The 26210-nt window shown below is 66.1% G+C and carries 22 protein-coding genes and 1 pseudogene; 9 read left to right on the top strand and 14 right to left on the bottom strand.

The genetic code is table 11. The features are described 5' to 3' along the window. The first annotated feature begins 17 nt into the window (after positions 1-17). Positions 18-950 (top strand): sodium-dependent bicarbonate transport family permease, encoded by a 933-nt coding sequence (locus RH857_RS05405; protein ID WP_310536952.1) that lies wholly within the window; start codon positions 18-20, stop codon positions 948-950. Positions 951-976: 26 nt separating this feature from the next. Next, on the top strand, positions 977-1279 hold the full coding sequence (locus RH857_RS05400) for a P-II family nitrogen regulator (protein ID WP_310536951.1): 303 nt from the start codon (positions 977-979) through the stop codon (positions 1277-1279). 848 nt (positions 1280-2127) lie between these two features. Here RH857_RS05400 and RH857_RS05395 read toward each other — a convergent pair. From RH857_RS05395 to RH857_RS05385, 3 genes and pseudogenes are all read right to left on the bottom strand, one after another. Next, the gene (locus tag RH857_RS05395; RefSeq protein WP_310536950.1) at positions 2128-2337 is read right to left on the bottom strand and encodes a hypothetical protein; all 210 of its coding nucleotides are present in this window, start codon (positions 2335-2337) and stop codon (positions 2128-2130) included. 636 nt (positions 2338-2973) lie between these two features. Beyond that, positions 2974-3426: a hypothetical protein gene (locus RH857_RS05390; protein WP_310536949.1), complete on the bottom strand. Its 453-nt coding sequence runs from the start codon at positions 3424-3426 to the stop codon at positions 2974-2976. 88 nt (positions 3427-3514) lie between these two features. Further along, positions 3515-3922: pseudogene (locus RH857_RS05385) on the bottom strand (amino acid kinase family protein); the annotation flags it as partial. 22 nt (positions 3923-3944) lie between these two features. Here RH857_RS05385 and RH857_RS13655 point away from each other — a divergent pair. Then, complete coding sequence (locus RH857_RS13655; protein WP_374761122.1) at positions 3945-4046, top strand: hypothetical protein; 102 nt, start codon at positions 3945-3947, stop codon at positions 4044-4046. 91 nt (positions 4047-4137) lie between these two features. Here the strand turns inward: RH857_RS13655 and RH857_RS05380 are convergent, their stop codons facing one another. Further along, positions 4138-5391, bottom strand: coding sequence for a sunset domain-containing protein (locus RH857_RS05380; protein ID WP_310536948.1), 1254 nt, complete (start codon positions 5389-5391; stop codon positions 4138-4140). On the opposite strand from RH857_RS05380, the gene RH857_RS05375 reads away from it, so the two are divergent. Together RH857_RS05375 and RH857_RS05370 are read left to right on the top strand one after the other, a co-directional pair. Beyond that, on the top strand, positions 5378-5761 hold the full coding sequence (locus RH857_RS05375) for a hypothetical protein (RefSeq protein WP_310536947.1): 384 nt from the start codon (positions 5378-5380) through the stop codon (positions 5759-5761). The two genes, RH857_RS05380 and RH857_RS05375, sit on opposite strands and share 14 nt — an antisense overlap. Positions 5762-5934: 173 nt before the next feature. After that, positions 5935-6963, top strand: coding sequence for a polysaccharide deacetylase family protein (locus RH857_RS05370; protein ID WP_310536946.1), 1029 nt, complete (start codon positions 5935-5937; stop codon positions 6961-6963). A 32-nt stretch (positions 6964-6995) separates the two neighbouring features. Here the strand turns inward: RH857_RS05370 and RH857_RS05365 are convergent, their stop codons facing one another. From RH857_RS05365 to RH857_RS05345, 5 genes are all read right to left on the bottom strand, one after another. Continuing rightward, positions 6996-10448: a pyruvate carboxylase gene (locus RH857_RS05365; protein WP_310536945.1), complete on the bottom strand. Its 3453-nt coding sequence runs from the start codon at positions 10446-10448 to the stop codon at positions 6996-6998. 140 nt (positions 10449-10588) lie between these two features. Next, positions 10589-11227 carry an MBL fold metallo-hydrolase gene (locus RH857_RS05360; protein WP_310536944.1) on the bottom strand — a complete coding sequence of 213 codons (639 nt, stop codon included), beginning with the start codon at positions 11225-11227 and terminating at the stop codon, positions 10589-10591. A gap of 51 nt (positions 11228-11278) precedes the next feature. Beyond that, positions 11279-12376, bottom strand: coding sequence for an S-(hydroxymethyl)mycothiol dehydrogenase (locus RH857_RS05355; RefSeq protein WP_310536943.1), 1098 nt, complete (start codon positions 12374-12376; stop codon positions 11279-11281). Between the two features lie 150 nt (positions 12377-12526). After that, the gene (locus RH857_RS05350) at positions 12527-14119 is read right to left on the bottom strand and encodes an MDR family MFS transporter (protein ID WP_310536942.1); all 1593 of its coding nucleotides are present in this window, start codon (positions 14117-14119) and stop codon (positions 12527-12529) included. Then, the gene (locus tag RH857_RS05345) at positions 14116-14730 is read right to left on the bottom strand and encodes a TetR/AcrR family transcriptional regulator (protein ID WP_310536941.1); all 615 of its coding nucleotides are present in this window, start codon (positions 14728-14730) and stop codon (positions 14116-14118) included. Before RH857_RS05345 ends, RH857_RS05350 begins: the two co-directional genes overlap by 4 nt. 166 nt (positions 14731-14896) lie before the next feature. On the opposite strand from RH857_RS05345, the gene RH857_RS05340 reads away from it, so the two are divergent. Then, positions 14897-15457, top strand: a complete 561-nt coding sequence (locus tag RH857_RS05340; RefSeq protein ID WP_310536940.1) for a hypothetical protein — start codon at positions 14897-14899, stop codon at positions 15455-15457. 30 nt (positions 15458-15487) lie between these two features. Here the strand turns inward: RH857_RS05340 and RH857_RS05335 are convergent, their stop codons facing one another. The 3 genes from RH857_RS05335 to RH857_RS05325 all read right to left on the bottom strand — a co-directional run bounded on the left by RH857_RS05335 (position 15488) and on the right by RH857_RS05325 (position 19072). Continuing rightward, positions 15488-16702: a hypothetical protein gene (locus RH857_RS05335; RefSeq protein WP_310536939.1), complete on the bottom strand. Its 1215-nt coding sequence runs from the start codon at positions 16700-16702 to the stop codon at positions 15488-15490. Positions 16703-17010: 308 nt separating this feature from the next. After that, positions 17011-18099, bottom strand: a complete 1089-nt coding sequence (locus tag RH857_RS05330; protein WP_310536938.1) for an LLM class flavin-dependent oxidoreductase — start codon at positions 18097-18099, stop codon at positions 17011-17013. A 76-nt stretch (positions 18100-18175) separates the two neighbouring features. Further along, complete coding sequence (locus RH857_RS05325) at positions 18176-19072, bottom strand: ArgP/LysG family DNA-binding transcriptional regulator (protein ID WP_310536937.1); 897 nt, start codon at positions 19070-19072, stop codon at positions 18176-18178. Positions 19073-19164: 92 nt separating this feature from the next. Here RH857_RS05325 and RH857_RS05320 point away from each other — a divergent pair, with 92 nt between their 5' ends. The 3 genes from RH857_RS05320 to RH857_RS05310 all read left to right on the top strand — a co-directional run bounded on the left by RH857_RS05320 (position 19165) and on the right by RH857_RS05310 (position 22948). After that, positions 19165-19941 carry a LysE/ArgO family amino acid transporter gene (locus RH857_RS05320; protein WP_310536936.1) on the top strand — a complete coding sequence of 259 codons (777 nt, stop codon included), beginning with the start codon at positions 19165-19167 and terminating at the stop codon, positions 19939-19941. 225 nt (positions 19942-20166) lie between these two features. Then, on the top strand, positions 20167-21888 hold the full coding sequence (locus tag RH857_RS05315) for a hypothetical protein (protein ID WP_310536935.1): 1722 nt from the start codon (positions 20167-20169) through the stop codon (positions 21886-21888). A gap of 97 nt (positions 21889-21985) precedes the next feature. Next, the gene (locus RH857_RS05310; RefSeq protein ID WP_310536934.1) at positions 21986-22948 is read left to right on the top strand and encodes a DNA topoisomerase IB; all 963 of its coding nucleotides are present in this window, start codon (positions 21986-21988) and stop codon (positions 22946-22948) included. Positions 22949-23070: 122 nt separating this feature from the next. Here RH857_RS05310 and RH857_RS05305 read toward each other — a convergent pair whose 3' ends face one another. Next, complete coding sequence (locus RH857_RS05305; protein ID WP_310536933.1) at positions 23071-24693, bottom strand: phytoene desaturase family protein; 1623 nt, start codon at positions 24691-24693, stop codon at positions 23071-23073. Further along, complete coding sequence (locus RH857_RS05300) at positions 24690-26135, bottom strand: hypothetical protein (RefSeq protein WP_310536932.1); 1446 nt, start codon at positions 26133-26135, stop codon at positions 24690-24692. Before RH857_RS05300 ends, RH857_RS05305 begins: the two co-directional genes overlap by 4 nt. Positions 26136-26210: the final 75 nt, after the last annotated feature.

The raw sequence follows: 26210 nt of genomic DNA, 5'->3' as shown, positions 1-26210 counted from the left end.
AGGAAGGACCCGCCAGCGTGCTTGATCCCGTCATCCTCTTCTTCGTGCTGGGCATCACTGCTGGGCTATTGCGTTCGGAGCTACGCCTACCGGCCGCAGTCTATGAACTCGTTACGATTGTCCTGCTGCTGGCTATCGGGCTCAAGGGCGGCATCGAGCTGGCCAAACAGCCACTGGGCCAGTTGCTGCCCCAGATGGTGGCAGTGGTGACGATGGGCTTTTTCCTGGCCCTGATCGCTTTTCCGGTCCTCCGCAGGTTGGGCCGTCTGCAGCGTGCGGACGCGGCATCTATCGCCGCACACTACGGGTCGGTCAGCGTGGGCACCTATGCGGTGGCCGTGGCCTATTTGGGCAGTCGCCAGGTGCCGTTTGAAGAGCACATGCCCCTGCTGCTGGTTCTCATGGAGGTGCCTGCGATCCTCGTCGGCATCATCTTGGCGCGAGGCGTCTCCCGTTCCACTAAGTGGGGTTCCGTGCTGCACGAGGTGTTTCTCGGTAAAGGGATCGTGCTTCTTTTAGGTGGACTGCTCATCGGGTGGGCGGCCGGTCCAGACGGCGTGACCCCGCTAGAGCCGCTCTTTGTGGATCTATTCAAGGGCATACTGGCACTGTTCCTGCTGGAGATGGGCATCATTACCGCCGCCCAGCTGACGGGCTTGCGCCGCTACGGACTCTTCCTGGTGGGCTTCGGAGTCGCCATGCCGCTCTTCTCCGCCGTCGTGGGCACCGCCACCGCCTATCTGTTGGGGATCTCCCTCGGAGGCACGGTGATTCTGGCAACATTAGCCGCCAGCGCGTCCTACATCGCGGTGCCAGCAGCGATGCGGATCTCGGTCCCGGAGGCCAACCCCACATTGTCCTTGGCGGCCGCCCTCGGCATCACTTTCCCCTTTAACGTCCTGCTCGGCATACCCATCTATCACGCCATGGCGACCCTCGTGCATGGTTAACTGCATGGTTAACAAGGAGGTGACCCGTGAATCCACATCAACGCAAATTACTCACCGTCGTTACCGAAGCGGCCCTGGAGGGGACGCTCGTACGTGAGATCGAAAGTCTCGGCGCACACGGATACACAATCACCGACGCGCGCGGAAAAGGCCACCATGGAGTGCGCGACGCCGGCTGGGAAGCCAGTGCGAATATCAGGATCGAGGTCGTCTGCGACGTCGACACTGCTCGGACACTGGCCACCCATCTACGTGAGCACTACTCCGAGAACTACGCGATGATCCTTTACCTCAGCGACGTCGAGGTCTTGCGGCCTGAGAAGTTCTGACTTGAGGCAGCAACGCTGTTAAGTCTGTTGACGCTCCGGTGCAAGACTGCGAGCTCTTGGGGAGGACCTGGGACGCATTATTCAGGTGACCCTCGCAACCGGATGTTTGAACCCGTCTAAAACTAGCCTTCGGCTCCTGGGGCACAAGCTCATCCATCGTTCGAGAAGCCGCTGAATGACAGAGATCGATGACGAAGCAGGTAATGATGTCCACGCCCCCGCTGCTGAGGAAAGGCTGCTTCGTCTAGCCTGAAATTGAAGCCCCAGGCCCCACCGCCGCCGACGGTCCGTATGTGCCTCCACCCCATTCATGACGAAGCGCCAACAACACCCGCGTGAGCACCGTCAAGCAGCCGCTGAACTCAGCGTACTGGACCAACACGATGTACCTATGCGCCAAGTGACGCGTCTGCCGCTGCGGAGGTGCAACACACCTCGACTATTTGGTTCCAGAATAATTAACCACTGTCTGCGCCCGTAAGCCGGTCCTCCAACGAGCGCGAGCCGCCTCATCAAGATCTCGCACCCGCGCCACTGTTGCGATGCCCGTTTACCCCGCTCGTTGAAAATGCCCGCAGGGGTACGACAACTGCAACACGTATCGCCGCGCGAGTGACGGCAGTTGCAAAGCAATCACCGCGCCTCGTACCGGGTGACAGGGCTCTGCTACGGCGCTAGGCGGCGCCCAGTCCTTGGGCGACGGTCGGGGCGAGTTCTAGGAGGAACCTCGATCCCGTGATCGGTCCCGCTGTTGCACCTTCGCGGGGCGTCCGGAGTCACGTCCCGTCTGGGTGCGTAGCATCGTCCAAATGCACCTCGATGACATAACTCTCCGCATCGAGAACCTCTTAATCCAGTACCCAGAGGCCTACGGGATTAACCGTTCTGCCGACTGGGCTCTCCTCAAACTCACCGAAGAAGTCGGAGAACTCGCCCAGGCCCACCTCACCCCGCCCGGTTAGAGCAGAGATCGTGGCATCAGCGCAGATGATCAGCGGCAAGTGGTGGACGACGAACTCGGGGACGTCCTCGGAATGTGCCTGGTCTACGCAAAGCAACTAGGAATCGACCCAGAAGTCGCCATCGCAGAAAAGTGGTTCCGCCACGAGGCAGCCCCTGCAGCCTCAGCCGAGTAACGGCCTTCCGGCGTGGCAGTCCTTAGCGCGGTATCTCGCCGTCGTTCGCAATGGAGAGCTGGTTCTGTGTGGCGTGTTGGAGAAACAGCCGCCTCCAGCCTCCCAGGTGCTCTGTAGTTCCCGCGGTTCATGGACGACGAAAGGGCCACCGATCGCGCCCAGCGAGAAAGCTACCACTGCATTGACTCAGAGCGACCTCTCAATAGGCAGATCCCTCACCTTCGCGGGCGAAGTCGTGAAACCCGAGTCTCAGATGCCACTTACTCGTGAAGGCGGGCCCACTGTTCAGCGTGCAGCTCGGGATACGGCAGCTCTTGTCTGTCTCGAAGGTACACCCAAGGACCTGTGGAGAAGATGGGCCCCAGCACAGTGTCAACATCCCAGAAGAACAAGGCTCCGATCGGCCCGACCTGTAGCTCCGCGCATATAGCAATGGGCGGCCCTTCGCTCGGCTCCGTCGGAGAGTTCATGGCGTTGGCGTAGAGAAAGATCCCGTGATCTCCGATTTGCCGGAAGTGGTCGTGCAAAGCGAAGTCCCGGTACAGGAGCAGGCAAGCGTTAGGTGCCCTCGGCCCCATTCATAAACTCGATGACTTGCTGAGGCACTTCGAATCCTCTCGAGGCGATCCGGCAAGCGAAGTTCTTCATGGCGTACCGGGCCAGGTTCCCGGGCCCTTGAACATCAAAGGGATAGATCTTCTCCATCGAGTACTCAGTGGGATGCCGAAAGCGCTCGGTGTCGGCACAGATGTAGCGGAAGAACACCGAATATGCCTCGTCAAAGGGCTGGCTACGCTCAGAATTACAGTCGCGGCATAACACCTCGGGGAAAAGTACCGCTTTTGCTCCGGGCCCTTTTATCCTGGCGGGGCGCTCCCCCGCGTCGAGCCATAGCGAGGGAGAGTCCTTAAACATCCACCGTAAGTCGCTCGCTTTGAAGCGATGCTCTTTGGAGTCGGCCAGTTGCCCACACCACCAGCAGGATCCGTCTTCCAAAGATCTTGCACCCATCGCACCAGTCTAGAGACCCGCGTGGTCCGGTCCGTGTGCGGCATCCGGCGGACGTGCCAGGACGACCTGTTCTGAGGATTACGACAAGTTAGTGAGACAGACCGCGTCCCGTCGAAATGTCACTCCCCATGTCAGCGGCCCTTACGTGTGACAGGATCCGTGGGATCCTACAGCCAGGTGCCGAAACAGCTCCGGCGAGGTGCTGATGGCCAAAGCTGCCCGTAGTGGTGATCAGCGCCCCCGCCTCGCCGCGCAGCATCGCCTCGGCGTCGGTCAGGCTGCCGATGGCGGCAAGTCTGCCTGTGAGCTCAACAAATCGGCAGGCCGCCTCCACCTTGGGTCCCATGGAGCCGGCGGGGAAGTCCTCTCGTCGAAGCTCGGCCGGGGTCGCCCGGTACACCGGTTCCGCGGTCGGTGTCCCGTAGCCGCGGTAGACGTAGGGCACGTCGGTGAGGATAAGCAGCGCATCGGCGTCCAAGGTCTCGGCCAGGACCGCGGCAGTGGCATCCTAGCGCGATATCGTCGTCACGGCGTTCCAGTCGGCTTCAGGCTGGATCAACCTCTTCACTCCGACGTCGGCTGTGGTGATGGGAGGCCTGGCCCTGGCCAGGGTCGGCTAGGGCACCTACCTACGGTTCATCGCTCCGCTGCTGGGGATCCTGATCGTGGTCATCGTCGGCTTCATGGTGATTGCCGCTCTCTGAGGATCCCCTAGACCTTAGCCTTCCGGTATCCGGCCCGCACTGCGGCAGACTCCGTGGAGAAGCAGTCCTCGGGCTTGGTGGCGTTGTAGAACCGAGCACTGGGCACGTGATAGATCCCGGAGTTGGCGTTGCCCTTGATGGGAGCACTACGCGGACAGTCCCAGCTGCTGGCCGGAGCTCGCCGCACACCGCCGCTGCTTGTGCTCTTCTTCGGCGCGGGCCTTGAGGCCGGAGCCTTCTTCACTGCACCTGTGGCCTTGGAGCTCTTGGTCACCGTGGTGTGACCCGATTTCTTGCCGGTGACCTTCACGGTGATCTTCTTGCCCTGCTGCGCCGCACCCACCTTGTAGGTGCGCTTGGTGGCTCCCTTAATCCTCTTGCCGCCGGAGTACCACTGGTAGGTGAAGCTGGTCTTGGACGTCCAGGTGCCGGGCTTGGCCGTCAGGGTCTTGCCGACCTGGACGGTGCCGCTGATGCTCGGAGTCCCGGCACGCATCACCCGGGCTGTGGCCGATGAGTTGCGCTGGGCCTGAGCATGCCCGGACTTGGTGCCCGTCACCCGCACGGCGATCTTCTTGCCCTGCTGCGCGGCCCCGATCTTGTAAGTCTTCTTCGTGGCACCCTTAATGCGCTTGCCGTCAGCCATCCACTGGTAGCTGAGCTTGGTCCCGGAACTCCAGGTGCCCGGATTCGCCGTGAGCGTGCTGCCCGCGATCGCTTTCCCCGAGATGCGGGGAGACCCTGTGCTCAGCGCTCGCGAGGTCTGCTTGGAGGTGCGCTCCACGGTGGTGTGCCCGGACTTCTTGCCCGTGACGGTCACGCTGATGCGCTTGCCGGCGTGGGACGATCCCACCTTGTAGGTCTTCTTGGTGGCACCCTTGATGGCCTTGCCGTCTGCTCGCCACTGGTAGGTGAACGACGTGCCGGAGGTCCATTTGCCCGGTGCAGCGGTGAGTGTGGCACCGACCCTCACGGATCCGGTGATGCCGGGGATCGAGGCCTGAGCCACGCGGCTGGTGGCCTTGGAGGTCCGCTCTGCGCTGGTGTAGCCCGAGGAGGTGCCGGTGACTCGCACCGAGATCTTCTTGCCCACCTGGCCGGATCCCACCTTGTAGGTGGACTTGGTAGCGCCGCGGATCGGCACGCCGTCGCTGAGCCATTGATAGGACAGCGTAGCCGCGGAGCTCCAGCGTCCCGGTGCCGCGGTCAGCGTGGAGCCCGCCACGGCCGCGCCCGAGACTGTGGGGGTGCCCGCGGTCAAAGTCCGCGGGGCCGGCGTCGTCCGCGTGGGCGAGGGAGCCGGCGCCGAGGATGTCGGTGCGGAAGTCGGGGACGGGGAGGAAGACGGCGAAGGGGCGGCGGTGCGCGTCGGAGTCGGAGAGACGGAAGGCGAGGGCGCCGGCGATGCCGAGCCCGGGGCCTCGGTGCGGACCCCAGCGGAGGGCGAGGGCGTGACGGACTGCGATGAGAAGGTCTCGGAGGGGGCGGGCGAACCTACCTGGGCTGCGGCCGGCGGAGCAGCGCCAAAGAGGAGTGATGCAGTCAGTGCAAAGGAGGCCGCAGCGCCAATGACGGCGTGCCGGGCTGGGGTTTTCTTCATGGGTGTCCCTGTGATCCGGGCGCGCCGCTGAAGGGCGCGCTGAGGAAATCGTAACTCAGCTCACGTCCGACGCGGCAGGGTGCTTCCCACGCATGGAACGGACCTGTCCAACACCAGAGGGTTCCTCGTCTTGTTACGCAAAGTTCACCCGCCCCCGGGGTGTGCCGCGGGCACAGGGGCAGCGGTGCCTCTAGGCTGACCTGCGTGCGTCACCTTCCCCTGATGCTGCGGAGCCTCGGTGCCCTCGCAGCGCTTTCACTCGTCCTGCTGGTGCTTCCCTCCCCCGCGCCCAGTGCGTCCGCAGCGTCTAGTCCCGTGTGGGCTCAACTCGTCAACGAGCGCACCGCGCAGGTGCGGGACTCCCTGACCTCCTACCCGTGGGAGGAGGAGTTGGCGGCCCAGGCTCCGAACACCGGACAGACGGATGAGGCAGACCCCGGGGACACGCACGACGACGCCGGTGCTGAGCAGGACTCCGACATACCCGGGACCGAAGAGGAGCCCTCCACGGAGGATCGGGAGGGTCAGGACCACGAGGAGGAGCAGATGAGGCACCCGGACTCTGAGCCGGAGACCCCGAGGGAACCGTCACGGCAGGTCTTCGCCCGCAATCCCGGTGGTCCCGTGGACTGCTCCGCCGTGCCGTGCGTGGCCCTGACCTTTGACGACGGACCTGTGCCCAGCACCGCCAGGGTGCTGGACGCCCTGGGCGCGGTCAACGCGCGCGGCACCTTTTTCATGACGGGCCAGATGGCGGCACATCACCCCTCCATCGCCGCCCGCGTAGCGGCTGAAAGGCACGAAGTCGCCAACCACGGCTGGTCCCACACGGACTTCACCACCCTCAGCGACGCTCAGCTGCTCGGAGAGATCAGCCGCACCGCGGAGACCATCGCCGAGGTCTCCGGAGCGCGGCCCACGCTGGTGCGCCCTCCCTACGGCATGACGGACTCCAGAGTGAACGCGCTGGTGGGCGGGCCCATGATTATGTGGGATGTGGACTCCAAAGACTGGTCACACCGCAGCGCCTCCCAGACCCGCCAGGAGGTGATGCGCCAGGTGGAGCCAGGTTCCATCGTGCTCCTGCATGACCTGCAGGAATCCACCGCTGAGGCGGTGCCGCACCTGGTGCGCGACCTGCTCGCCGAGGGCTACCACCTGGTCACCGTCAGCGAGATCCTCGGCCACGGGACCCAGGCCGGACACACCTATGAGCGCGGGATGCGCCCCTAGACCAGGACTCCGCGGCCGCTGCGGCGCGCAACTCAGTCGGGGTCGATCACCAGCAGCAGATCCCCGCCCTCCACCTGCTGTACACCCTCGAGCACGGTGCGTGAGACCGTTCCGGAGACGGAGGTCGTGATTCCCGCCTCCATCTTCATCGCCTCGATGGTCGCCACGTTCTGCCCGGCACTGACGCTCTCCCCTTCCGAGACCGTGAGGGTCACGGCCCCGGCGAAGGGTGCGGCTACATGGCCTGGCTGGCTGGGATCGGCCTTCTCCGCAGCCTTGACCGTGGCCTGGACCGACTCATCACGGACCAGCACCTGTCGGGCCTGCCCGTTGAGGGTGCACATCACCGTGCGCATGCCCTTCTCATCGGGTTCCGAGACGGACTGCAGGGTCGCCAGCAGTCGCACCCCGCGTCCCAGTGAGATGACGTGCTCATGCCCCGGGGTCATGCCGTAGAGGAAGTCCCGAGTGTGGAGCACCTGGATCTCACCGTATTTCTCCCGGGAAGCCTCGAAGTCCCGTGTCGGCCCGGGGAAAAGCAGCCGGTTCAGGGTCCGACGACGACGAGTGGCTTCCTGCGAATCCAGCGCCTCGGCGTCGTCCTCGGACAGGGTCTCTTCCAGGGGCTTGACCGTGCGTCCCTGCAGCGCGCGCGTGCGGAAAGGCTCGGGCCAGCCGGCGGCAGGGGTGCCCAGCTGACCGGCGAGGAAACCGATGACCGAATCGGGCAGGTCGAAGTTCTGCGGGCTGGCCTCGAACTCCTCCGGAGAGGCGCCGAGCCCGACCAGCTGCAGGGCCAGATCCCCGACTACCTTGGAGGACGGGGTGACCTTGATGAGGCGGCCCAGCATCCGGTCTGCGGCGTGGTACATCTCCTCGATTTCCTCGAACCGCTCCCCCAGGCCCAGGGCAATGGCCTGCTGGCGCAGATTCGAGAGCTGGCCCCCGGGGATCTCGTGCCGGTAGACACGGCCGGTGGGGCTCGGCAAGCCGGATTCGAACGGCTGGTAAATACCGCGCACAGCTTCCCAGTAGGGCTCCATAGAGGCGACGGCCTCCAGGCCCAGCCCGGTGTCACGCTCGGTATGCTCCAGAGCCGCGACCAGGGCAGCCGCTGGCGGCTGGGAAGTGGTGGAGGCCATCGAGGCTGAGGCGACGTCGACGGCGTCGACCCCCGCCTCCGACGCCGCCAGCAGGGTAGCCAGCTGCCCTCCCGCGGTGTCATGGGTGTGCAGGTGAACCGGCACATCAAAGCGCTCTCGAAGCGCAGTCACGAGGGTGCGGGCGGCGGCCGGACGCAGCAGACCGGCCATGTCCTTGATCGCCAGAATGTGTGCACCGGCCTGCACCATCTGCTCGGCCAGGCGAAGATAGTAGTCCAGGGTGTAGACGTCCTCGGCAGGACTGCTGAGGTCTCCGGTGTAGCACAGTGCCGCCTCCGCGACCGCGGTGCCGGTGGCACGCACGGCCTCAATGGCTGGCACCGCCTGGTCCACGTCGTTGAGCGCATCGAAGATCCGGAAGATGTCGACGCCGGTGGCAGCCGCCTCCTCCACGAAGGCTTCGGTGACCTTCAGCGGGTAGGGGGTGTAGCCCACGGTGTTGCGCCCGCGCAGCAGCATCTGGATCGGAATGTTGGGCATCTCCGCGCGCAGCAGAGCCAGCCGGTCCCACGGGTCCTCGGAGAGGAAGCGCAGTGCGACGTCGTAGGTGGCGCCGCCCCACGCCTCCACCGAGAGCAGCCCGGGCAGCACGTGGGCCATCGCCGGGGCCGCGGCGAGCAGGTCCCGAGTCCGCACGCGCGTAGCCAGCAGTGACTGATGCGCATCCCGGAAGGTGGTGTCGGTGACTGCCAGCGCTGTCTGCGCCCGCAGCCGGGCGGCGAAGCCCTCCGGTCCCTCCTGCAGGAGCACCTGTCGCCATCCGTCCGGGCGGGGATGCTCGGAGGGACCGTCAAACGGGCTGCGATCGGGCTCGTCACGCTTGTCGCCGGGGAACTTGGGCAGCTTATCGCGCGGATCGATTCCCTCCAGCCGGGGACCGTAGGGCTGGTTGACGGTGATGTCAGCGAGATACTGCAGGGCGCGGGAACCGCGGTCCTGGGAGCGGTTGGTCTTGGCCAGCTCGGGGTGCTTGTCCACAAAGTCCGTGGCCACGTCCAGAGCCTGGAACTGCGGAGAGTCCACCACATTGAGCAGGAAGGGGATGTTGGTGGCCACACCGCGAATGCGGAATTCGGAGAGTGCGCGGCGGGCACGGGCCACCGCGGTGGCGTGGTCCCGGCCCCTGGCGGTGAGCTTCACCAGCATGGAGTCGAAGTGCGGGCTGATCTCGGCTCCGGTGTAGACCGTGCCGCCGTCGAGCCGAATGCCGGAGCCACCAGCGGAGCGGTAGGCGGAGACGGTGCCGACGTCGGGCCGGAAATCGTTGGCGGGGTCCTCGGTGGTGATGCGGCACTGCAGGGCGGAGCCGCGCACCTGCAGGGTCTCCTGAGCGATGCCCAAGTCCTGCAGCGTCTCTCCGGCGGCGATGCGCATCTGGGAGGAGACCAGGTCGATGTCGGTGATCTCCTCGGTGACCGTGTGCTCCACCTGGATGCGAGGGTTCATTTCGATGAAGACATGCTGGCCGGCACGGTCTCCGGCAGTGTCCACCAGGAACTCCACGGTGCCGGCGTTGCGGTAGTTCATGGCGCGGGCGAAGGCCACGGCGTCGCGATGCAGGGCCTGCCGAATGTCCTCATCGAGATTGGGTGCCGGGGCTAGCTCCATGACCTTCTGGTGCCGTCGCTGCAGGGAACAGTCCCGCTCGAAGAGATGAACCACGTTGCCTTCAGCATCGGCGAGGATCTGCACCTCAATGTGCCGGGGGCGCACCACCGCCTGCTCCAGGAAGACGGTGGGATTGCCGAAGGCCGTGTCAGCCTCGTGCATGGCCGAACGCAGAGCATCAGGGAGGTCCTCGGCGCGCTCGACCCTGCGCATGCCGCGACCACCGCCACCGGCCACGGCTTTGACGAAGATCGGGAAGCCGATGCTCTCGGCAGCGGAGATCAGCTCCTCGGGGTCGGATGAGGGCTCGGAGCTATTGAGCACGGGAATGCCGGCGGCCTTAGCGGCGCGCAGCGCCTTGACTTTGTCGCCGGTGGCTTCCAGCACTTCAGCTGGGGGCCCGATGAACGTCAGGCCAGCCTGCTCGGCAGCACGCGCCAGTTCCGGGTTCTCCGAGAGGAAGCCGTAGCCGGGATAGATGGCCTCGGCGCCGGAGTCCTTGGCCACACGGATGATCTCCTCGACGTCGAGGTAGGCCCGGACGGGGTGGCCCTCTTCGCCGATGCGGTAGGCTTCATCCGCCTTCTGCCGATGCAGGGAGTTGCGATCCTCGTGCGGATAGACCGCTACGGTGCGTGCGCCCAGCTCGACGCCGGCGCGCAGGGCCCGAATGGCGATTTCGCCGCGGTTGGCCACCAGGATTTTGGAAAACACGTCAGAAAACCCCTCCGTATGGTGGGCCCTCCCCATTGAGGGCCGCTCCTGCATGAGGGTATCCCATGCAGGAGCGGCCTCAACCGGCACGGGGCGTCAGGACGGAAGGGGCGATCCTGAACGGGCCCCTGCTCCACGGCTCAGTGGCCGCGGTCGATCCACTCCTGAAGCTTCGGAGATTCCTCGCCGATCGTGGTGGAGGGTCCGTGCCCGGTGTTCACCGTGGTCTCCGCGGGCAGGGAGAACAGCTTGGTCCGGATGGACTCAATGATGGTCTCGAAGCTGCTGTAGGAGCGTCCGGTGGCGCCGGGACCGCCCTGGAAGAGAGTGTCTCCGGAGAAGAGCACGGGGTGGGCTTCCAGGCCTTCTGCCAGGAAGCAAGTGGAACCCGGGGAATGACCCGGGGTGTGGATGGCCCGCAGCGTGGCGCCGGCCACCGTGAAAGTGTCGCCGTCGGTGAGCTTCACATCGGGCTCAGTGCCCTCATAGACCTGCTCCCAGAGCACCTTGTCGTCCCAGTTGAGGTGGATCTGGCCGCCGATGCGTTCCTGCACATCCTTGACCTGACGGATGTGATCATCGTGGGCGTGGGTGAGCAGGATGGCCACCACTGTGCGGCCGGCGACCTGCTTCTGCACGGCCTCAGCGTCATGGGCAGGGTCGATGACGATCACTTCCTGGTCGTCGCCGATGATCCACACATTGTTGTCCACCTCCCAGGTGCCGCCGTCGAGGGAGAAGGTGCCAGAGGTTTCCAGGTGTTCGATTCGCGCGTTCATCTCTACTCCTAGCTGATGCTGGTCAGACGGTGTCGATCGGAGGCGGGCAGATCAGGCGTTGATCTCCACCACGGAGCGCAGCACGTCGCCGCGATTCATGGTGTCGAAGCCTTCCTGGACCTTGTCCAGCGTAATGCGCTCGGTAACGAACGCGTCCAGGTCCAGACGGCCCTGCTGGTAGAGGTCCACCAGCATCGGGAAGTCCCGCGAGGGCAGGCAGTCCCCGTACCAGGAGGACTTCAGGGCCCCACCGCGGCCGAAGACGTCGATCAGCGGCAGCTCGATCTTCAGGGACGGATCTGGCACACCCACCAGCACCACGCGTCCGGCGAGGTCGCGAGCATAGAAGGCCTGCTTGTAGGTCTCGGGGCGTCCCACGGCGTCAATGACGACGTCGGCTCCGAAGCCTCCGGTGAGCTCCCGGATCGCCTCCACGGCGTCGGTCTCCTTGGAGTTGACGGTGTGGGTCGCGCCCAGCTCCTGGGCCTTCTCCAGCTTCCGCGGGTCGATGTCCACGGCGATGATCGTAGTGGCGCCGGCGAGCTTGGCGCCGGCGATGGCCGCGGTGCCGACCCCGCCGACTCCGATGACGGCGACGGACTCGCCGCGCTTGACCTCACCGGTGTTGATGGCCGCACCGATGCCGGCCATGATGCCGCAGCCGAGCAGGCCGACGGCGGCGTTGGAGGAATCCTCGACGTCGTCGATCACCGTGCACTGGCCGGAGTGGACCAGGGTCTTCTCTGCGAAGGCCCCGATGCCCAGGGCGGCCTCCAGCTCGGTGCCATCGGTGAGCGTCATCTTCTGGGCGGCGTTGTGGGTGTTGAAGCAGTACTTCAGCTCGCCCTTGCGGCACGCCCGGCACTCCCCGCACACGGCGCGCCAGTTGAGGATGACCTTGTCGCCAACCTTGACGTTGGTCACTCCGTCACCGATCTGGGAGACCCGGGCGGTGGCCTCGTGGCCGAGCAGGTAGGGGAAGTTATCGCCCACCTCGCCCTGCTGGAAGTGCTGATCCGTCTGACAGACGCCGCAGGTCAGGACGTCGACGACGACCTCACCCGGGCCGGGATCAGGAATGACGATCTGCTCGATGACGGCAGGGACGTTCTTTTCGCGGACGACGACGCCGTTGACGGTCTGAGGCACGAGGGTCTCCTTCGGGCTGATGCGGACGCATGGGATGGGGTGGTCTTTACCCCTTCATCCTGGCATTACCGGAGCCCGGAACGCGAGCTTTTCTCCCCTCGCTTTATTGCTATTAATTCTCAGTATCTTGGCCTTTCTGGCTTCGCTCGCTCAGTCCTGGTCGATCGTGGTAGCCAGGGGCTTCTCCTGCACGAACAGCAGCAGCACCGTGGCGGCGAGAACCAGGGGAACCATCCAGAGGAACAGGGGCATGAGCGCCTCGTTATACCCCTCGACCACGAGCGTGTGCAGCGGCTCAGGTAGCTGCCGCACCGCCTCCGGCGTGAGGGAGTTCATATCCGCCGTGCCGGAGCTGCCGCCCAGGTTCCCCGCCAGCAGGTCGCGGAGGCGAGAGGCGAAGAGCGCTCCCACCACCGCGGACCCCAGGGTCGCCCCCACCTGGCGGAAATAGTTCTGTCCGGCAGTCGCCGTACCTACCAATCGCCAGGAGAACGAGTTCTGGGCCACCAGGGTCAGCAGCTGCATGCTGCAGCCCAGCCCCAGGCCCAGCACGCCCAGGTAGAGGCACTCCAGGACAATGGGGGAATCGGCGTTGACCGTGGAGAGCAGCCCCAGACCCAGAGCCGTGATCACGGTGCCCGCGACCATGATGGTTTTGTAACGCCCGGTGATGGCCACCCGGCGGCCCACCACAATCGAGGCCACCAGCAGGGCCCCCATCATGGGGATCATCAGCAGCCCCGCCTGGGCCGGACTGTAGCCGGTGACCATCTGCAGATAGGTGGGCATGTAGCCCAAGGCTCCGAACATCGCCACGCCTGTGATGAGGCCGGCCACCAGGGTCAGCACAAAGTTGCGGTTGCGGAAGAGCAGCAGCGGCATAATCGGTTCGCTCACCCGCGACTGCACCCAGACGAAGAGTCCACCGGCCACCAGGGCGGCGGCGATCAGACCGAGGATCAGCGGTGACACCCAGGCGTACTCCGCCCCGCCCCAGGTGGCGATCAGGACCACGGCGGTGGTGGCGATGGCGAGCAGCAGCATTCCCCACACATCAATACGGCCCCGGTCCCGCGGCGGCCTGGCCGGCAGGCGCAGGAGCACCGCGACGCCTACCAGGCATAGGAGCCCGAGCGGCACATTCAGCCACAACGTCCAGCGCCAGCCCGGACCATCGGTCAGCCAGCCGCCCAGCAGGGGCCCGGCGATGGAGGAGAAGGCGAAGACCCCGCCCATGACCCCCATGTAGCGGCCGCGCTCGCGCGCCGGGACGACGTCGGCGATGGTGGCCTGGGAGAGGATCATCAGTCCGCCGCCGCCGAGTCCCTGGACAACGCGGGCAGCGATGAGCTGCGGCATCTCCTGTGCAGCTCCCCCGACAGCAGACCCCACCACGAAGAGCGCAATGGCGATCAGAAACAGCGGCTTGCGCCCGAACATGTCGCCGAGCTTGCCGTAGGCCGGCATGGTCACCGTGGAGGCCAGGATAAATGCGGTGATCACCCACGCCATGTGCTCCACCCCGCTGAGCTCACCGACGATCGTGGGCAGGGCGGTAGCCAGGACGGTCTGGCTCAGCGATGCCATGAGCATCGTGAGGATCAGCGCGGAGAAGATCAGTCCGAGCCTGTGGCCCTGCGCGGGCTGATCCTCCGGAGTCGAGGCGGGCTCGCTGATGCTGGGCGCGAGGCCGCCGGCGTCGTCACGGGTGCGGGAATCTGAACGGGCATCACGAGAGGTCATCGCGTCTCATCAACCACTTTCCTGAAGAGCGCCACAGAATCCTCGAGGTAGTCCTCGACCTCTCCCGCGCCGCGATCCTGATACTGGGCATAGGCATGCTTGGTGATGGTTCCTGCCAGCATGAGCAGTGCGTGGACGCCACGCTCATCGGCCGGGGTGTGCAGCAGGGCTTCCGGATCGGCGTCGACCCGGCCGTGCAGTACATCGCTGACCAGGTGCTCCACTTCGGCGAGCAGCTGCATCATGCGGCCGCGAAGACCGGGATGGCGCTTGACGATCTCGAAGCGGCGCGCGGAGGTCTCCCGGGAGAGGGAGGTGCGCAGTACATCCAGCAGCAGGCGGGAGACGCGCGTCAGGTCATCCTCCTCGGAGGAGGTGAAGCGCTCCACGATCTCTTGGGGAAGTGAGGGCAGCCGAGCTCCGAGCACGGCGTCCTCTTTGGTGGGGAAGTAGTTGAACAGGGTGCGCCGGGAGACCCCGGCGCGAGAGGCGATGGCATCGACGGTCGCCGCCTGCAGACCTTCGTCACGGGCCAGGGTGAAGGCGGCGTCGTGGATGGCATTCCAGGTGTCGCGCTGATTGCGTTCACGCTGCGTCAGATCTTCTTGCACTAGTGCATCTTATGCACTCTCGCATTTTTGCACAAGTGCAAGCCACCCGGGGGGATGAGGGCACGGCAGGCACGATGACCTCCTCTCCCGCCGCAGGCGCGTCAGGCAACCGAGATACGCACCAGGGATGACGACTGAGGCACGAGCGATACCCATAATGAAACCCATGATCAGCACACTGTCGACGACCCTGGCTGCCCGCTCCGCCGAGATGAACCCTGTGCAGGAGGGCAGCTGGATCGCCGACCTGCAGAACTGGGTCGACGGGCTACCCGAGGCCCTGCAATGGCTGGGCCTGCTGGCCATCAGTGCTGTGCCGTTCATCGAGTCCTACAGCGGACCGTTCATCGGCATGGTCGTAGGCATGCCGTGGTGGGCTGCACTGCTCTGCGGAGTACTGGGCAATGCGGCGGCCGTGGCCGTCCTGGTCTACGGTGCACACAGCCTTCGCTCGGCCCGCACCAAGAACGCCGCCCCGAAAGACCTGACAGAGAAGCAGACGGCACGGCGCGCGAAGATCAAGAAGTACTTCGACCGCTTCGGGGTCCCCGGAGTGGCCATCCTCGGCCCCTTCGCGCTGCCCAGCCAGTTCACTGCGCCGCTGATGGTCTCCTTCGGTGCCAATCGCCACCTGGTGATGCTGTGGATGGCGGTATCCATCGTGCTGTGGGGCCTGCTCTCCGTGGCGTTGGGCTTCGGCTTCCTGTACCTAGCCGGCAGAGCCTGACCCGAGGCTCAGCGCAGCACAGCTGAGGTTTCAGCGCTGCCGCTCGTCCTTGGGGTAGCGCTGGGCCTCACGGGAGCCCTGGGTGATGCGCTGGAGGTCGGCGTCGTCGTCGAAGTTGGAGCCGATCGCGCCGGCCGCCACCCCCATCGAGGCAGACAGCCAGCCCACATCCACGTAATTCATGAACGTGGCCTCGTCCTCCCCAATGTTCTGCGCCATGAACGCTGGTTCGATCAGCAGCAGACCCATGCCGAGGATGCCGCCGAAGAGCAGCAGGTAGAGCGAGGTCACGCTGACCACCATGGTCACCACGGTGGAGGCGTTGTACATGACCGCCTCTTTGCGCCCGCCCACGGCGTTGGGGCGATCCCACAGCCGGTTGGCGAGGATCAGCCACAGCACCACGATGGAGATCACAATGACCGAGACGATCGCCAGGCGCCATGCCGGCAGGAAGTTGGCCATTTCCCAGATGGTGCTGAAGAAGATGCCGAAGGCGCCCGTGGCCGCGGCGGCGGCGAAGACGCCCGAGAGCTTGGTCAGGGACCAGAAGGGTTCGTTGGCCGCGACCATGCCCAGCGTCATCCACACGCGTCCGGGAAAGAGCCCCGCGGGGGTGATGAACGCCGTCTCGCGTCCTTCCTGAGACTCCACGTGGGTGAGGATTCCGCCCTTCTCACGCGCCTCATCCACCGAGTGGTAGAGCAGGGCGTCCACGCAGCGGCGCAGCTCACGGCGCAGACTCGCCTTCAAGGCCACCGGCCCCAGTGCAGGGAAAGAGATCACGCCCATCTTCTCCCGGAAGTGCAGCTCCACCGCCTTGGCGCGACGGCCGGCGGTGCGCGGAACCTCGGTGAGAATGATGGAGAGGTCCGCACCGTCCTCACGCGCCCACTTCAGGACCTCGTCCAAGTCCAGGGTCGCGTCCTGACGCAGCGGGATCAGCAGCTGTTTGTGCTTGATGGTGGCGCCGCGACTCCACTTCTGCCCCTGCTCCTCCATGAGCTTACGCATGTGCAGGGAGGTGCGCCCCGGGTCGCTGTAGATGGCGATCGTGAAGTCCTCAGCATCACCCGGGCCTTTATCGGAGCCCATGGCGGGGGTATCGGCGGCAGCCCGCTCGGCAGAGGCTGACTCCTGAGGGTCGTCCTGTCCCTCAGTCACCTCGGTCTGGCCCTGATTCTCCGTGTCCTCGGGGTGGCGGTCGACGTCGTGCTGATTACTGCTTCGGCCCTGCTGAGTCACGGGCACAGAGTATGGGCGCCCGCTCAACCGGCGCTGACTGGAAGCTGGGGATTGCCAGGACAGACCGTACGGCGCCCGGAGCTCAGGAGCGGGAGCCGTCGTTGCTTCCGGAGTTGTGGTCACGCAGACCCGTTCTGGGCCCGCTGAACACCGGCATCGTGACTCAAACTGCGGAAGCAACGGTCAGACCGCGGCGAACAGAGCCTCGGATGCCCCGCCCTGCCGGTTCGCCGCCCCCTGCTCTGGCACCGCAAGAGATGGGGCGGGGAGTGCCGTCCGACCTTCCCCGCCCCCTGCTCTGCGTCAGCTCAGCCCTGGAGGCGCTCAAGCACCAGCGGCTTGACCTTAGTGCCGTAGAGCTCGATGGCCTCCATCATGTGCTCGTGTGCCAGGGAGCCGTTGCCGTATTTGAGGCCGAAGCGTGAGATCCCCAGCTGCTGTTGGGTCTTGACGATCTTCTCCGCCACCGTCTCAGGGGAGCCCACAAAGAGCGCGCCGTGGGTGATCTCCTGCTCGAACTGCTCACGCGAGGGATAGCCGTTGCCCCACCCGCGCTCCCGGCCCAGCTGCGCCATGGTCTCAGCCCACGAGGGGTAGAAGATGTCCCGGGCGCGTTCATCGGTGTCCGCGATGAACCCGTGGGAGTGGCTAGCCACGCGGAAGTCGGCAGTCTCAGGGCTGGCGGCGTGCCCGAATTCCACCAGGGCGCGCTTGTAGAGGTCCACCAGCGGGGCAAAGCGGTGCGGGGCCCCACCGATGATGGCTAGCTCCAGTCCCACTGCATGGCGGGCTGCGCGCACCACAGAGTTCGGCGTCCCGCCGACCGCGATCCACGTAGGAAGCCCGCGCTCATGCTCGGTCTTGGGGAAGATCTCCTGGTTCTTCAGCCCAGCACGGGTGTCTCCGCTCCAGTTGATCTTGCCCTCGCTGCGCAGCTTGACGAAGAGGTCCACCTTCTCCTCGAAGAGCTTCTCGTAGTCGGAGAGGTCGTAGCCGAAGAGCGGATAGGACTCGATGAAGGAACCGCGCCCGAGCGACACCTCAGCGCGGCCGCCGGTGAGTCCATCAATGGTCGCAAAGCGCTGATACACGCGCACCGGGTCATCGGAGGAGAGCACGGTGACCGCGGAGATCAGCTTGATTCGCTCAGTGGAGGTGCCGATGCCGGCCAGCACCACATCGGGAGCCGAGACGGCGTAGTCGGGGCGGTGATGCTCACCAACCCCGAAGACGTCCACGCCCGAGCGGTCGGCCAGCTGGGCCTCGGCGAGCACATTGCGCAGCACCTCCGGTTGGGAGAGCTGGCGCGAGCCGTCGGCCGTGGAGGTCACGTCACCGAAGGTGTGCAGGCCAAATTCGAACTGGGGGCTCTGGCGTTCGTCGCTGAGTTGCGTCATACCCGGTGCAACCACGACGACGCCGCCAACATTCCTTCAAATTTTAACTTTTAATATGTGTCGCCCTCCGCGAGCCTCAGCCCAGGCCCCTCGCGGCAGCGCGCTGTACGGCCTCCGTAAGCCGGTCCAGAGCGGGGGTGGTGGTGGACCAGTGCTGCCAGTGGAGCTCGACGTCGTCGGGACGGATCTCCTCAATGATCTGCAGATCTCGGTGCCTCCCTTCCTTCACCCCGGCAGGCAGCATGGAGTCCGGAATCATGCCCCAGCCCAGCCCGTAGCCGACGGCGGCGTTATAGGCCTGCACCGAGGGCACCAGGTGAGTGATGGCCGGCGTCGTGACCCCCAGTGCGGCCAGGGCGGTGCGCTGGGTGGAATCGCGCACGCTGTAGTCGATCTGGGGCACTCGCGCCCACTGGACCTTCCCGTCCTCGCCCCGGTGCCGGTCCAGCAGCTCGGCGCTGGCCACCGGCCAGTAGCGCATGGTGCCCAGGGCCTCCGCTTGGCAGCCTGAGACCGGAGTGGGGTGCTCGGTCACCGCCGCACCCACCGTGCCGTTGCGCAGCAGCTCGTGGGTGTGCTCCTGGTCCTCGGTGTGCAGGTGAAGTTCGACGTCGTCCCACGTGGCGGCCTCGCGCAGAACTCGCAGGAACCAGGTAGCCAGAGTGTCGGCGTTGACCGCCACCGAGAGGGTGATGGTGGGGCGGAAGTTCACCGAGCTTCCGCGGAAGCCGAGACTGCGGCGCGCTTCGTCCTCCAGCAGGATGGTCTGACGCGCAATGCGCAGCAGCTGCTGCCCGGCCTCGGTGGGAGTGACCGGGATAGTGCGGGTCAGCAACACTTGACCCACTTCCTTCTCTAGTGCCTTGATCCGCTGGGAGAAAGCGGAGCCGCTGATGCGCAGGATCGCGGCAGCCGACTCAAAGGTGCCTTCATCCACCGCCATGACGAAGGCGCGCAGATGATCCGTGTTCATGGGATCAGCTTAACGAACATCTGAAGGAATCCTTCAGACTCTGAAGAATAATGCGCTGGCACGGATGCGTAGGGGCCCTAAGAATGGAGCTCATGATGACCGTGCTGCTCACCGGGTTTCTGACGTGCCTGGCGCTGATTGTGGCCATTGGGCCGCAGGCTGCGTTTCTGCTGCGCCAGGGGCTTCGCCGTGACCGAGTGCTGCTGGCTGTGGCCTGCTGCCTGGTGGGCGACATCCTGCTCATCAGCCTCGGCACCGCGGGCGTGGGCGCCCTGCTGGACCATGCCCCCTGGATGCTGGAAGTGCTGCGTTGGCTAGGCGTGGCCTACATTCTGTGGTTTGCCTACCGCTCCTTCCGCTCCGCCTTCACCGCCCGCCCCGGCGCCGGGGCCGACGACGACTCCTCGGCCCTCTCCCCCGGCTCCTCGCCGTCCGGCCCCTCTCACACTGTGCATGTGGCGATGACCTCTGAAATCCCGATGCTGAACCCGGACGGGACTGCCCCCGCTCAGACCTCGGAGTCGGAGACCGCCACCATGACTGCGGCACGCCAGCGCGTCCACGTCACGCATGTCTCCAAGGTCTCCACGGTGGCCGGCACGGCCCTGACGCTGAGCATCCTCAACCCCCACGCCTGGGTGGACTCCCTGGTGGTGCTGGGCACTATGGCCAACAGCTTCGCAGAGGACCGGTGGTTCTTCGCCGCAGGCGCCATCGTGGCCTGCGTGCTGTGGCACGCGCTGCTCGCCGGCGGCGGCAGTGCCCTGGCGGGACTGCTCAACCGGCCGCGCACCTGGCAGGTGATCGACGTCATCGTCGGAGTCACCATGGTGGGCGTGGCTGCCATGCTGGTTCTGCAGGCGCTTTAGGCCTCTGCCGAGGCCCGTCCGCAGTCGGGCGCAATGCCTCCAGCCGGGCCCAACGCCTCAACCCATCTCAACACCTCCGGGCCCGACGCTCCCTCCCACTACAACGCCACCAGCCCGCGCAGCGCCTGATCTGCCGGCACTGCTCCCCGGGCCACCTCTGACGGGGGTGCCGTGCTCGATGCTTTCAGCACGGAACGGGCAGGGGCCGGGGAGATGACAGATGACATGAGGGACGCGCCTGAGAAGAGATCGTCGCCGCAGAGGGCCGAACCGCGGCGACGCTGGGGTCGCTGGATCGCGGCCACGGCGATCCTGGCTGTGCTCGCGGCGGTACTGTTCTCTTTCCCGGTGCCCCAGCGGGTTCTCGACGCTGCGGGACTGCGGTGCGGGGTTGGTGCAGGCTACGAGTCCGCGCAGGGACTGAAGTTCGGCCAGGTCTTTCAGGACTGGGAAACCGCCGAGGTCGCCGGCACCTTGTCCTTTGAGGACGGCTCGGACTGGGAGTTCGACTACACCGAGGACGTGGCCCACGTGGAGGAGCTGGCCCAGGCTATTGGGGCGGAGCCTCTGCTGCTGAGCCTGCAGGAGGTTCATGGCTCGGCGCGTGCGGTGACCCTCGACGCCGAGACCTTTGTGCTCTCGGATCCCGACGACTCCTTCGGCGACAGCGAGAGCACGGCGCGGGCTGATTATGCCGAGCGTCGGTTCGACTGGGCCTACGAGGGCGACCTTCCTCGGCTGCTGCGTCCCGGGGCGCAGGCGATGACCTCCGACCGCTTGGTGGGTCTTCAGAGCCGAAGCGTCCCCGGCGACAAGGCCCGGTTGGAACTGCGCTCCTTCGACCTGCAGACCGGCGAGCTCCGCGACTGTCACGACCTGGTGGGCGCACTGCCGGAAGAGGCTCTGCAGCATCGTGTTCCTGCGGTGACCGGAAGTGTGCAGGGAGTGGGCGAGGACCGCTTCCTAGTTCACCTCACCACCAGCGACGGTGAGGCCACGGACCTGGGCTACCGGCATGTCATCGCCCTGTATGAGGCTGAGGAGGAGCGGCTGATCTGGGAGCAGGAATCAGACTCCACCGAGCCCAGCCTGCGGGTGCCCGGCGCCGTGGCACGCACCCCTTCTGGTGCACTCATCCGCTCCTGGCTTCCGCTGCCGAGCCGCATCGCCGCCCCGGCCGGCCAGCAGCATGACACCGGCGACTACCTTGACTACTCGCTGAACTCGAGATTAGCCGCGGCCCGCGACGGCGAGCGCCGGCAGACTAGCCTGCCCGGCTCCGCGGTGCCCAGCCCAGCCCTTGATCCCGACGACGGCTCGGTGGTGTGGGAGTACGCATCAACGGACGAGGTGCCCCAGGTCAGCGTTCCCGCGGTGGCCTCCCTGGGGGACGCCGGGAACCACATCCCCGGTGCCGCGGTGATGCTGCGCGCCGAGATGATCGCCGAGGATGAGGTTCATGACCACCGCTGCTGGAGTGAAGGGCTCAGCGATTGTCCGGTCAGCTGGACCATGGAACTGGTGGATGAGTCCGGAGACCCGCTGTGGAGCACCGACCTTCCGGTGGGCCAGTCCCCCGGGGCCTTTGCCCTCTGGGGAGACGTACTGGTCCGCCAGGAAGACGAGGACTGGACTGAGGAGTATCCCGACAGCGGGGAACGGACCGAGCTGACCGGATATGACCTGGCCACCGGTGAGCGCCTCTGGACCCTGGAGTCCGCCGGTGCCGCTGACTACCTCGAACAGGCCGCAGAGACCGACAGCGGATGGCTGCTGTTCAGCGACACCTGGGAGGAAGGGGCACCGAACTACCGCATCATTGAAGAGCGCACCGGAGAGGTGCGCGACTCCGGGGGCGAGCTGGCTCTGATCTCGGGGGTCCAGGCCACCGAGGAGCACCTGGTACTCCACATCAACAACGGGCACACGGTCGTGCTCCGGCGGTGACAGCTCGGGCCCTCCGCCGGGGAACCCACCGATCCCATCAAGGTTGCTCTGAGCAGGGGGTATTAGCCTCAGATCCGTTGAGGAGAAGGAGGTCCCCATGCCGCGGCTCAAACGCGTGAGACCGGTCGAGGATTCAGGGTTCCAACGCCGGGAAGCCCGGGAGGGCTTCACCTATGTGGATGCCGCGGGCAAGCCGGCTGCTGAGAGCGACTGTGCCCGGATCGAGCGACTGGCCATTCCCCCGGCCTGGACAGACGTGTGGATCTGTGCGGATGAGCACGGTCACGTCCAGGCGGTGGGCACCGACGACGCCGGCAGGCGCCAGTACATCTACCACGATGACTGGTCAGCCCGGCGCGATCGGGGCAAGTTCTCCCGCGCCCTGGACCTCGCGGCCCGTCTGCCCGCTGCCCGGGCACGGGTCACCGCCGCGCTCCACGCAGAGGGCATGACCGAGCAGAAAGTGCTCGCTGCAGCTTTCCGCCTGTTAGACCGCGGAGCCCTGCGAGCGGGTTCCACCACGTATCTCCGACGCAGCGGCAACCGGGGCCTGACCACTCTGCAATGCCGCCACGTGACCGTCGCGGACACCACCATCACGCTGTGTTTTCCTGGCAAGGGCGGCCAGCAACAGGAGATCAGCGTCACCGATTCCGACCTGGCACCCCTGCTGCAGCAGCTGACTGAAGGCAGGACCCGGGCCACCCTGCTGAGCTGGCGGGAAGGACGCCGTCGTCGTTCTGTGCGCCCCTCTCAGCTCAATGCTTATGTCCGGGAGGTCACCGGTGGCCGATTCACGGCTAAGGATTTCCGCACCCTGCGCGGAACCATCCTGGCCGTCGAATCACTAGCGCGCACCGGCCCCGCCACCACCAAGCGTGAACGGGCCAAGGCGGAACGACGCGCGGTACAGGCCTGCGCAGACGGGTTGGGCAACACGCCCGCGGTCGCCAAGAGCTCCTACATCGACCCGCGGGTCTTCAAAAAGTACCGTCGGGGGCAGCTGCTGGACACCTCGCGCACCCCGGAATCCGCGCTGCGTTCCCTGCTGCTGGGCTAAGTCTCAGCGGTGGGCATAGCGCGCACCGCCCATCGAGTGGAAGATCTGTCCCGCTAAAGCACCGGTTTCGGGGGAATATCCGGAAGGAATCTTCCACTCGATGGGCGCCGGCTGTGGTCCGGCTAGCCCTGCACGTCTCGGAGCACCCGGTGGGCTGCGTTCCAGCCGCCCATACCGTGCGCCCCGCCCCCGGGGGGCGTGGCCGAGGAGCACAGATACACGCCCTCCACCCCCGTGGTGTACGGCTTCCACGGCCGGGCCGGGCGCGAGAACGTCTGCATCAGCGTCGGCAGGCCACCGCTGATGGTGCCGTCCACCAGGTTCTCGTTCCAGGACTCCAGCTCTGCTGGACCCCAGACTCGGCGCTGGGCCACGGCATCCCGGAATCCGGGGGCCTGCCTGCTGAGTTCCTCCTCAATGAGCGTCACCGCCCGGCGCGTCCCGGTGGCGTCCAGCCCGCGGGGCACATGCGCATAAGCCCAGGCTACGGTCCGGTCATCGGGGGTGCGGGTGGGATCTGCTGCGCTGGGCTGGGCCATGAGCACATAGGGTCGCCCCGGCAGCACGCCGCGGTGGGCAGCCGCCTCGCTCAGCACGATCTGCTCCGCCGTCCCGCCCAGGTGCACCGTGCCGGCGCGGGCCAGCTCGGGCTGGGACCAGGGCACGGGTCCATGCAGCAGATAGTCGACCTTGACCACCGCAGACCCGTACTCCCAACGGCGCAGGGCGCTCTGCACGCCCTGGGGGAAGTTCAGCCCCTGCAGACGCAGCAGCTGGGCCGGCGTCACATCCAGCACGACGACGTCGGCGACCTCCTCCGCGGTGCGCCGGCGAGCGCGAGCTCCCTCATGGGCGCGTCGCACGCCCTCCAGTCGCCAGCCCCGGCGGCGCAGATCGCGGCGGATGCCACGACGGCCCGCAGGCAGCGGCGCCTCGTGCACCCCCTCGATCCGGAAACCTGTCTCGATCCGTCCTCCATGGGAATGAAGCTCCGCGGTGAGAGCGTCGACGATCCGTTGGGAGCCGCCCTGCACCACCGGCCAGCCGCTGGAGTGAGCAACCGCAGCGAGGATCACTCCAAATGCTGAAGTCATGGGCCTTGTCAGCGGCGCGGTCGAGTGCCCAGCCAGACCGGCAAAGAGCGCCCGGGTCCGGTCTGAGCGGAACAGCCGGGCAAAGGCCGCTGCGGGCAGACCTCCGCGGGCACCTACCTGAAGCAGTGCATGGGCGCGGTGGGCCAGCTGCCCCACCTGCGGCCGCAGGGAAGGAGCTTCTCCACCCTGACCGGATCTGGTCGCCCCGGTGAAAGGCCGGCTCGGCGGGGTGAACGCGGCCCGGCGCACCGCGTCCCAATGCTCCACCATGGGTCCGATGAGCTGACGCCATCGCACCCCGTCCTCTCCCAGTCCCGCAGCAGTCTCCTCCAACGAGGATCGCAGCAGGACCGGCGAGGCGGCGTCGTTGGTGCCGTCCAGGGCATGCGCAGCGGGAATCTCTGGGTGCCGCCACCCCAGGTCGTGGCCCGCCAGCAGCTCGTCATAGGCCGGGGACGCGATGTTGAGCGGGTGCACGCTGGCCCCGAGGTCGCTGATGATCCCCTCGCCGAAGAGTTCGGCGGAGCGCAGCGCACCGCCGGGGGCTTCGGCCGCCTCGTAGACCGTGACATCGAAGCCCTCTCTGGCCAGGGCGCAGGCGGCGGTGAGGCCGTTGGGTCCAGATCCGACGACGGCAGCTACTGGGCTCATGGTGTGTCCTCTGTGTTGGTTCCGCGGGCGGGGGAACCCCGCCACGCTCTCGCCCGACTCTCATCGGGCTTCACGCCTGAAGCGTTGGTTCCGCGGGCGGGGGAACCCTGACCCACTAATGAACGACTCTCGTCCGGATCCACGCCTGAAGCTTCGGTTCCCGACCGCGCGGCTCCCTCGGCGTCGCTGGCCTCGATACTGCGAATCTGCTCCACCAGCGCCGCGATATTGCGGATGAAAACGATCAGCCAGGAGAACAGCACCGCTGCCGCGATGAGCTCCAATGAGGTCAGGTTGTAATAACCCACAGGCCACCACAGGCTGGCCGCGAACAGCAGTCCAAAGGCCGAGAGGTAGCTCAGCAGGTAAAAGGTCCACGGAAAGCCCGGCAGCCAGTAAGGCATGCCCAGCAGCAGGAACAGGAAACAGACGCCGAAGGCGGCGGTGACGATGACATGCCCGTCGTGGTGGAGGCTGATCGGGATGAGGCCGACCCCGGCCAGGGAGAGCCCCATGCTGATCATCGTGATTCGCACCACCATGACCCGGGGGGTGTGCACGTGCCGGCTGAAGGCGTTGGAGATGCGGGTGCGCACCGGCACCCGCCCCTTCTGCGCCCGGCGCTCCTCGGACCGCCGGTTCAGCCGCCGGGCGTGCTGACGCTTGGCATGAGCCGCCCAGATTTCCAGGTCCCGTGTGATGAAGGCGGTCAGGGTGGTGATGATGATCCCCGAGACGATCAGGGTGGTGTTGAAGGTCCAGAAACTGGTCAGGCCGGCCTGTCCGGTGCCCAGCTCGGAGAACATCACGTGCCACCAGAACGGGTTCTCCGCAAAGATCATGGACACCAGCACACCGGATGCCATGAAGATTGCCAGCAGCGTCGAGAGGCTGAAGGCGGTGATCCGCGCTCCTGAGTTGAAGCTGAAGTAGGCCGCCACTCCCCCGACGATGGCCAGCAGCACCGCGCCCGCAATGTGGTCCACGGTCAGCCCGATGAACGCTTCCTGAAAAATGCGAAACAACCCCAGGGCGGCCATCACCGCAATGGAGGAATGCACCACCAGCAGCGCCAGGGTATCGATGAGCTGGCGCAGACGGGGCCGCTGCCCCAGCCAGATGTTAGCCAGCCGAGCGTTGAGGGTGTAGCCCAAGAGGAACGCCAGACCTCCGGTGACGCCGCCGACGATGGCACCGTAGAACTGAATGGACTCGTCCCCCGCCAAGGCGGGCCGCTGCCCCGGAAAGACCACGAAGCCCACTCCCAGACCGATGAGGCCACCGATGATGGCGCTCCAGATGGCGCGGGACTCGATGAGCACCTGCAGCCGGGCCTGAGTCTCGGCTTGAGTCCGCGTGGTGATGGTCGGGTGCGCGGCCTCCTCCACGGCAGCCTGAGCCGCCAGCTTGCGCGCTCTGCCTCGCCTGCCCAAGGAACTCATCTCACAAGAATTACCATGACGACCCTCACGAAGGCAGAACAGTCCGGCGTTAGCCTGATCACCACCTTGATGGGA

Source organism: Nesterenkonia flava, assembly GCF_031432335.1.
GTDB lineage: Bacteria > Actinomycetota > Actinomycetes > Actinomycetales > Micrococcaceae > Nesterenkonia > Nesterenkonia flava.
The sequence above is the reverse complement of the archived record's forward strand: the minus strand, read 5'-3'. Positions and strand labels throughout refer to the sequence as shown.

Coding starts and splice junctions, on each gene's coding strand:
- RH857_RS05360 (WP_310536944.1), bottom strand. CDS start 11,227: ATGAACGCGCGAATCGAACACCTGGAAACCTCTGGCACCTTCTCCCTC.
- RH857_RS05340 (WP_310536940.1), top strand. CDS start 14,897: ATGATCAGCACACTGTCGACGACCCTGGCTGCCCGCTCCGCCGAGATG.
- RH857_RS05305 (WP_310536933.1), bottom strand. CDS start 24,693: ATGAGCCCAGTAGCTGCCGTCGTCGGATCTGGACCCAACGGCCTCACC.
- RH857_RS05320 (WP_310536936.1), top strand. CDS start 19,165: ATGATGACCGTGCTGCTCACCGGGTTTCTGACGTGCCTGGCGCTGATT.
- RH857_RS05390 (WP_310536949.1), bottom strand. CDS start 3,426: ATGGGTGCAAGATCTTTGGAAGACGGATCCTGCTGGTGGTGTGGGCAA.
- RH857_RS05350 (WP_310536942.1), bottom strand. CDS start 14,119: ATGACCTCTCGTGATGCCCGTTCAGATTCCCGCACCCGTGACGACGCC.
- RH857_RS05325 (WP_310536937.1), bottom strand. CDS start 19,072: ATGAACACGGATCATCTGCGCGCCTTCGTCATGGCGGTGGATGAAGGC.
- RH857_RS05310 (WP_310536934.1), top strand. CDS start 21,986: ATGCCGCGGCTCAAACGCGTGAGACCGGTCGAGGATTCAGGGTTCCAA.
- RH857_RS05315 (WP_310536935.1), top strand. CDS start 20,167: ATGAGGGACGCGCCTGAGAAGAGATCGTCGCCGCAGAGGGCCGAACCG.
- RH857_RS05330 (WP_310536938.1), bottom strand. CDS start 18,099: ATGACGCAACTCAGCGACGAACGCCAGAGCCCCCAGTTCGAATTTGGC.
- RH857_RS05300 (WP_310536932.1), bottom strand. CDS start 26,135: ATGAGTTCCTTGGGCAGGCGAGGCAGAGCGCGCAAGCTGGCGGCTCAG.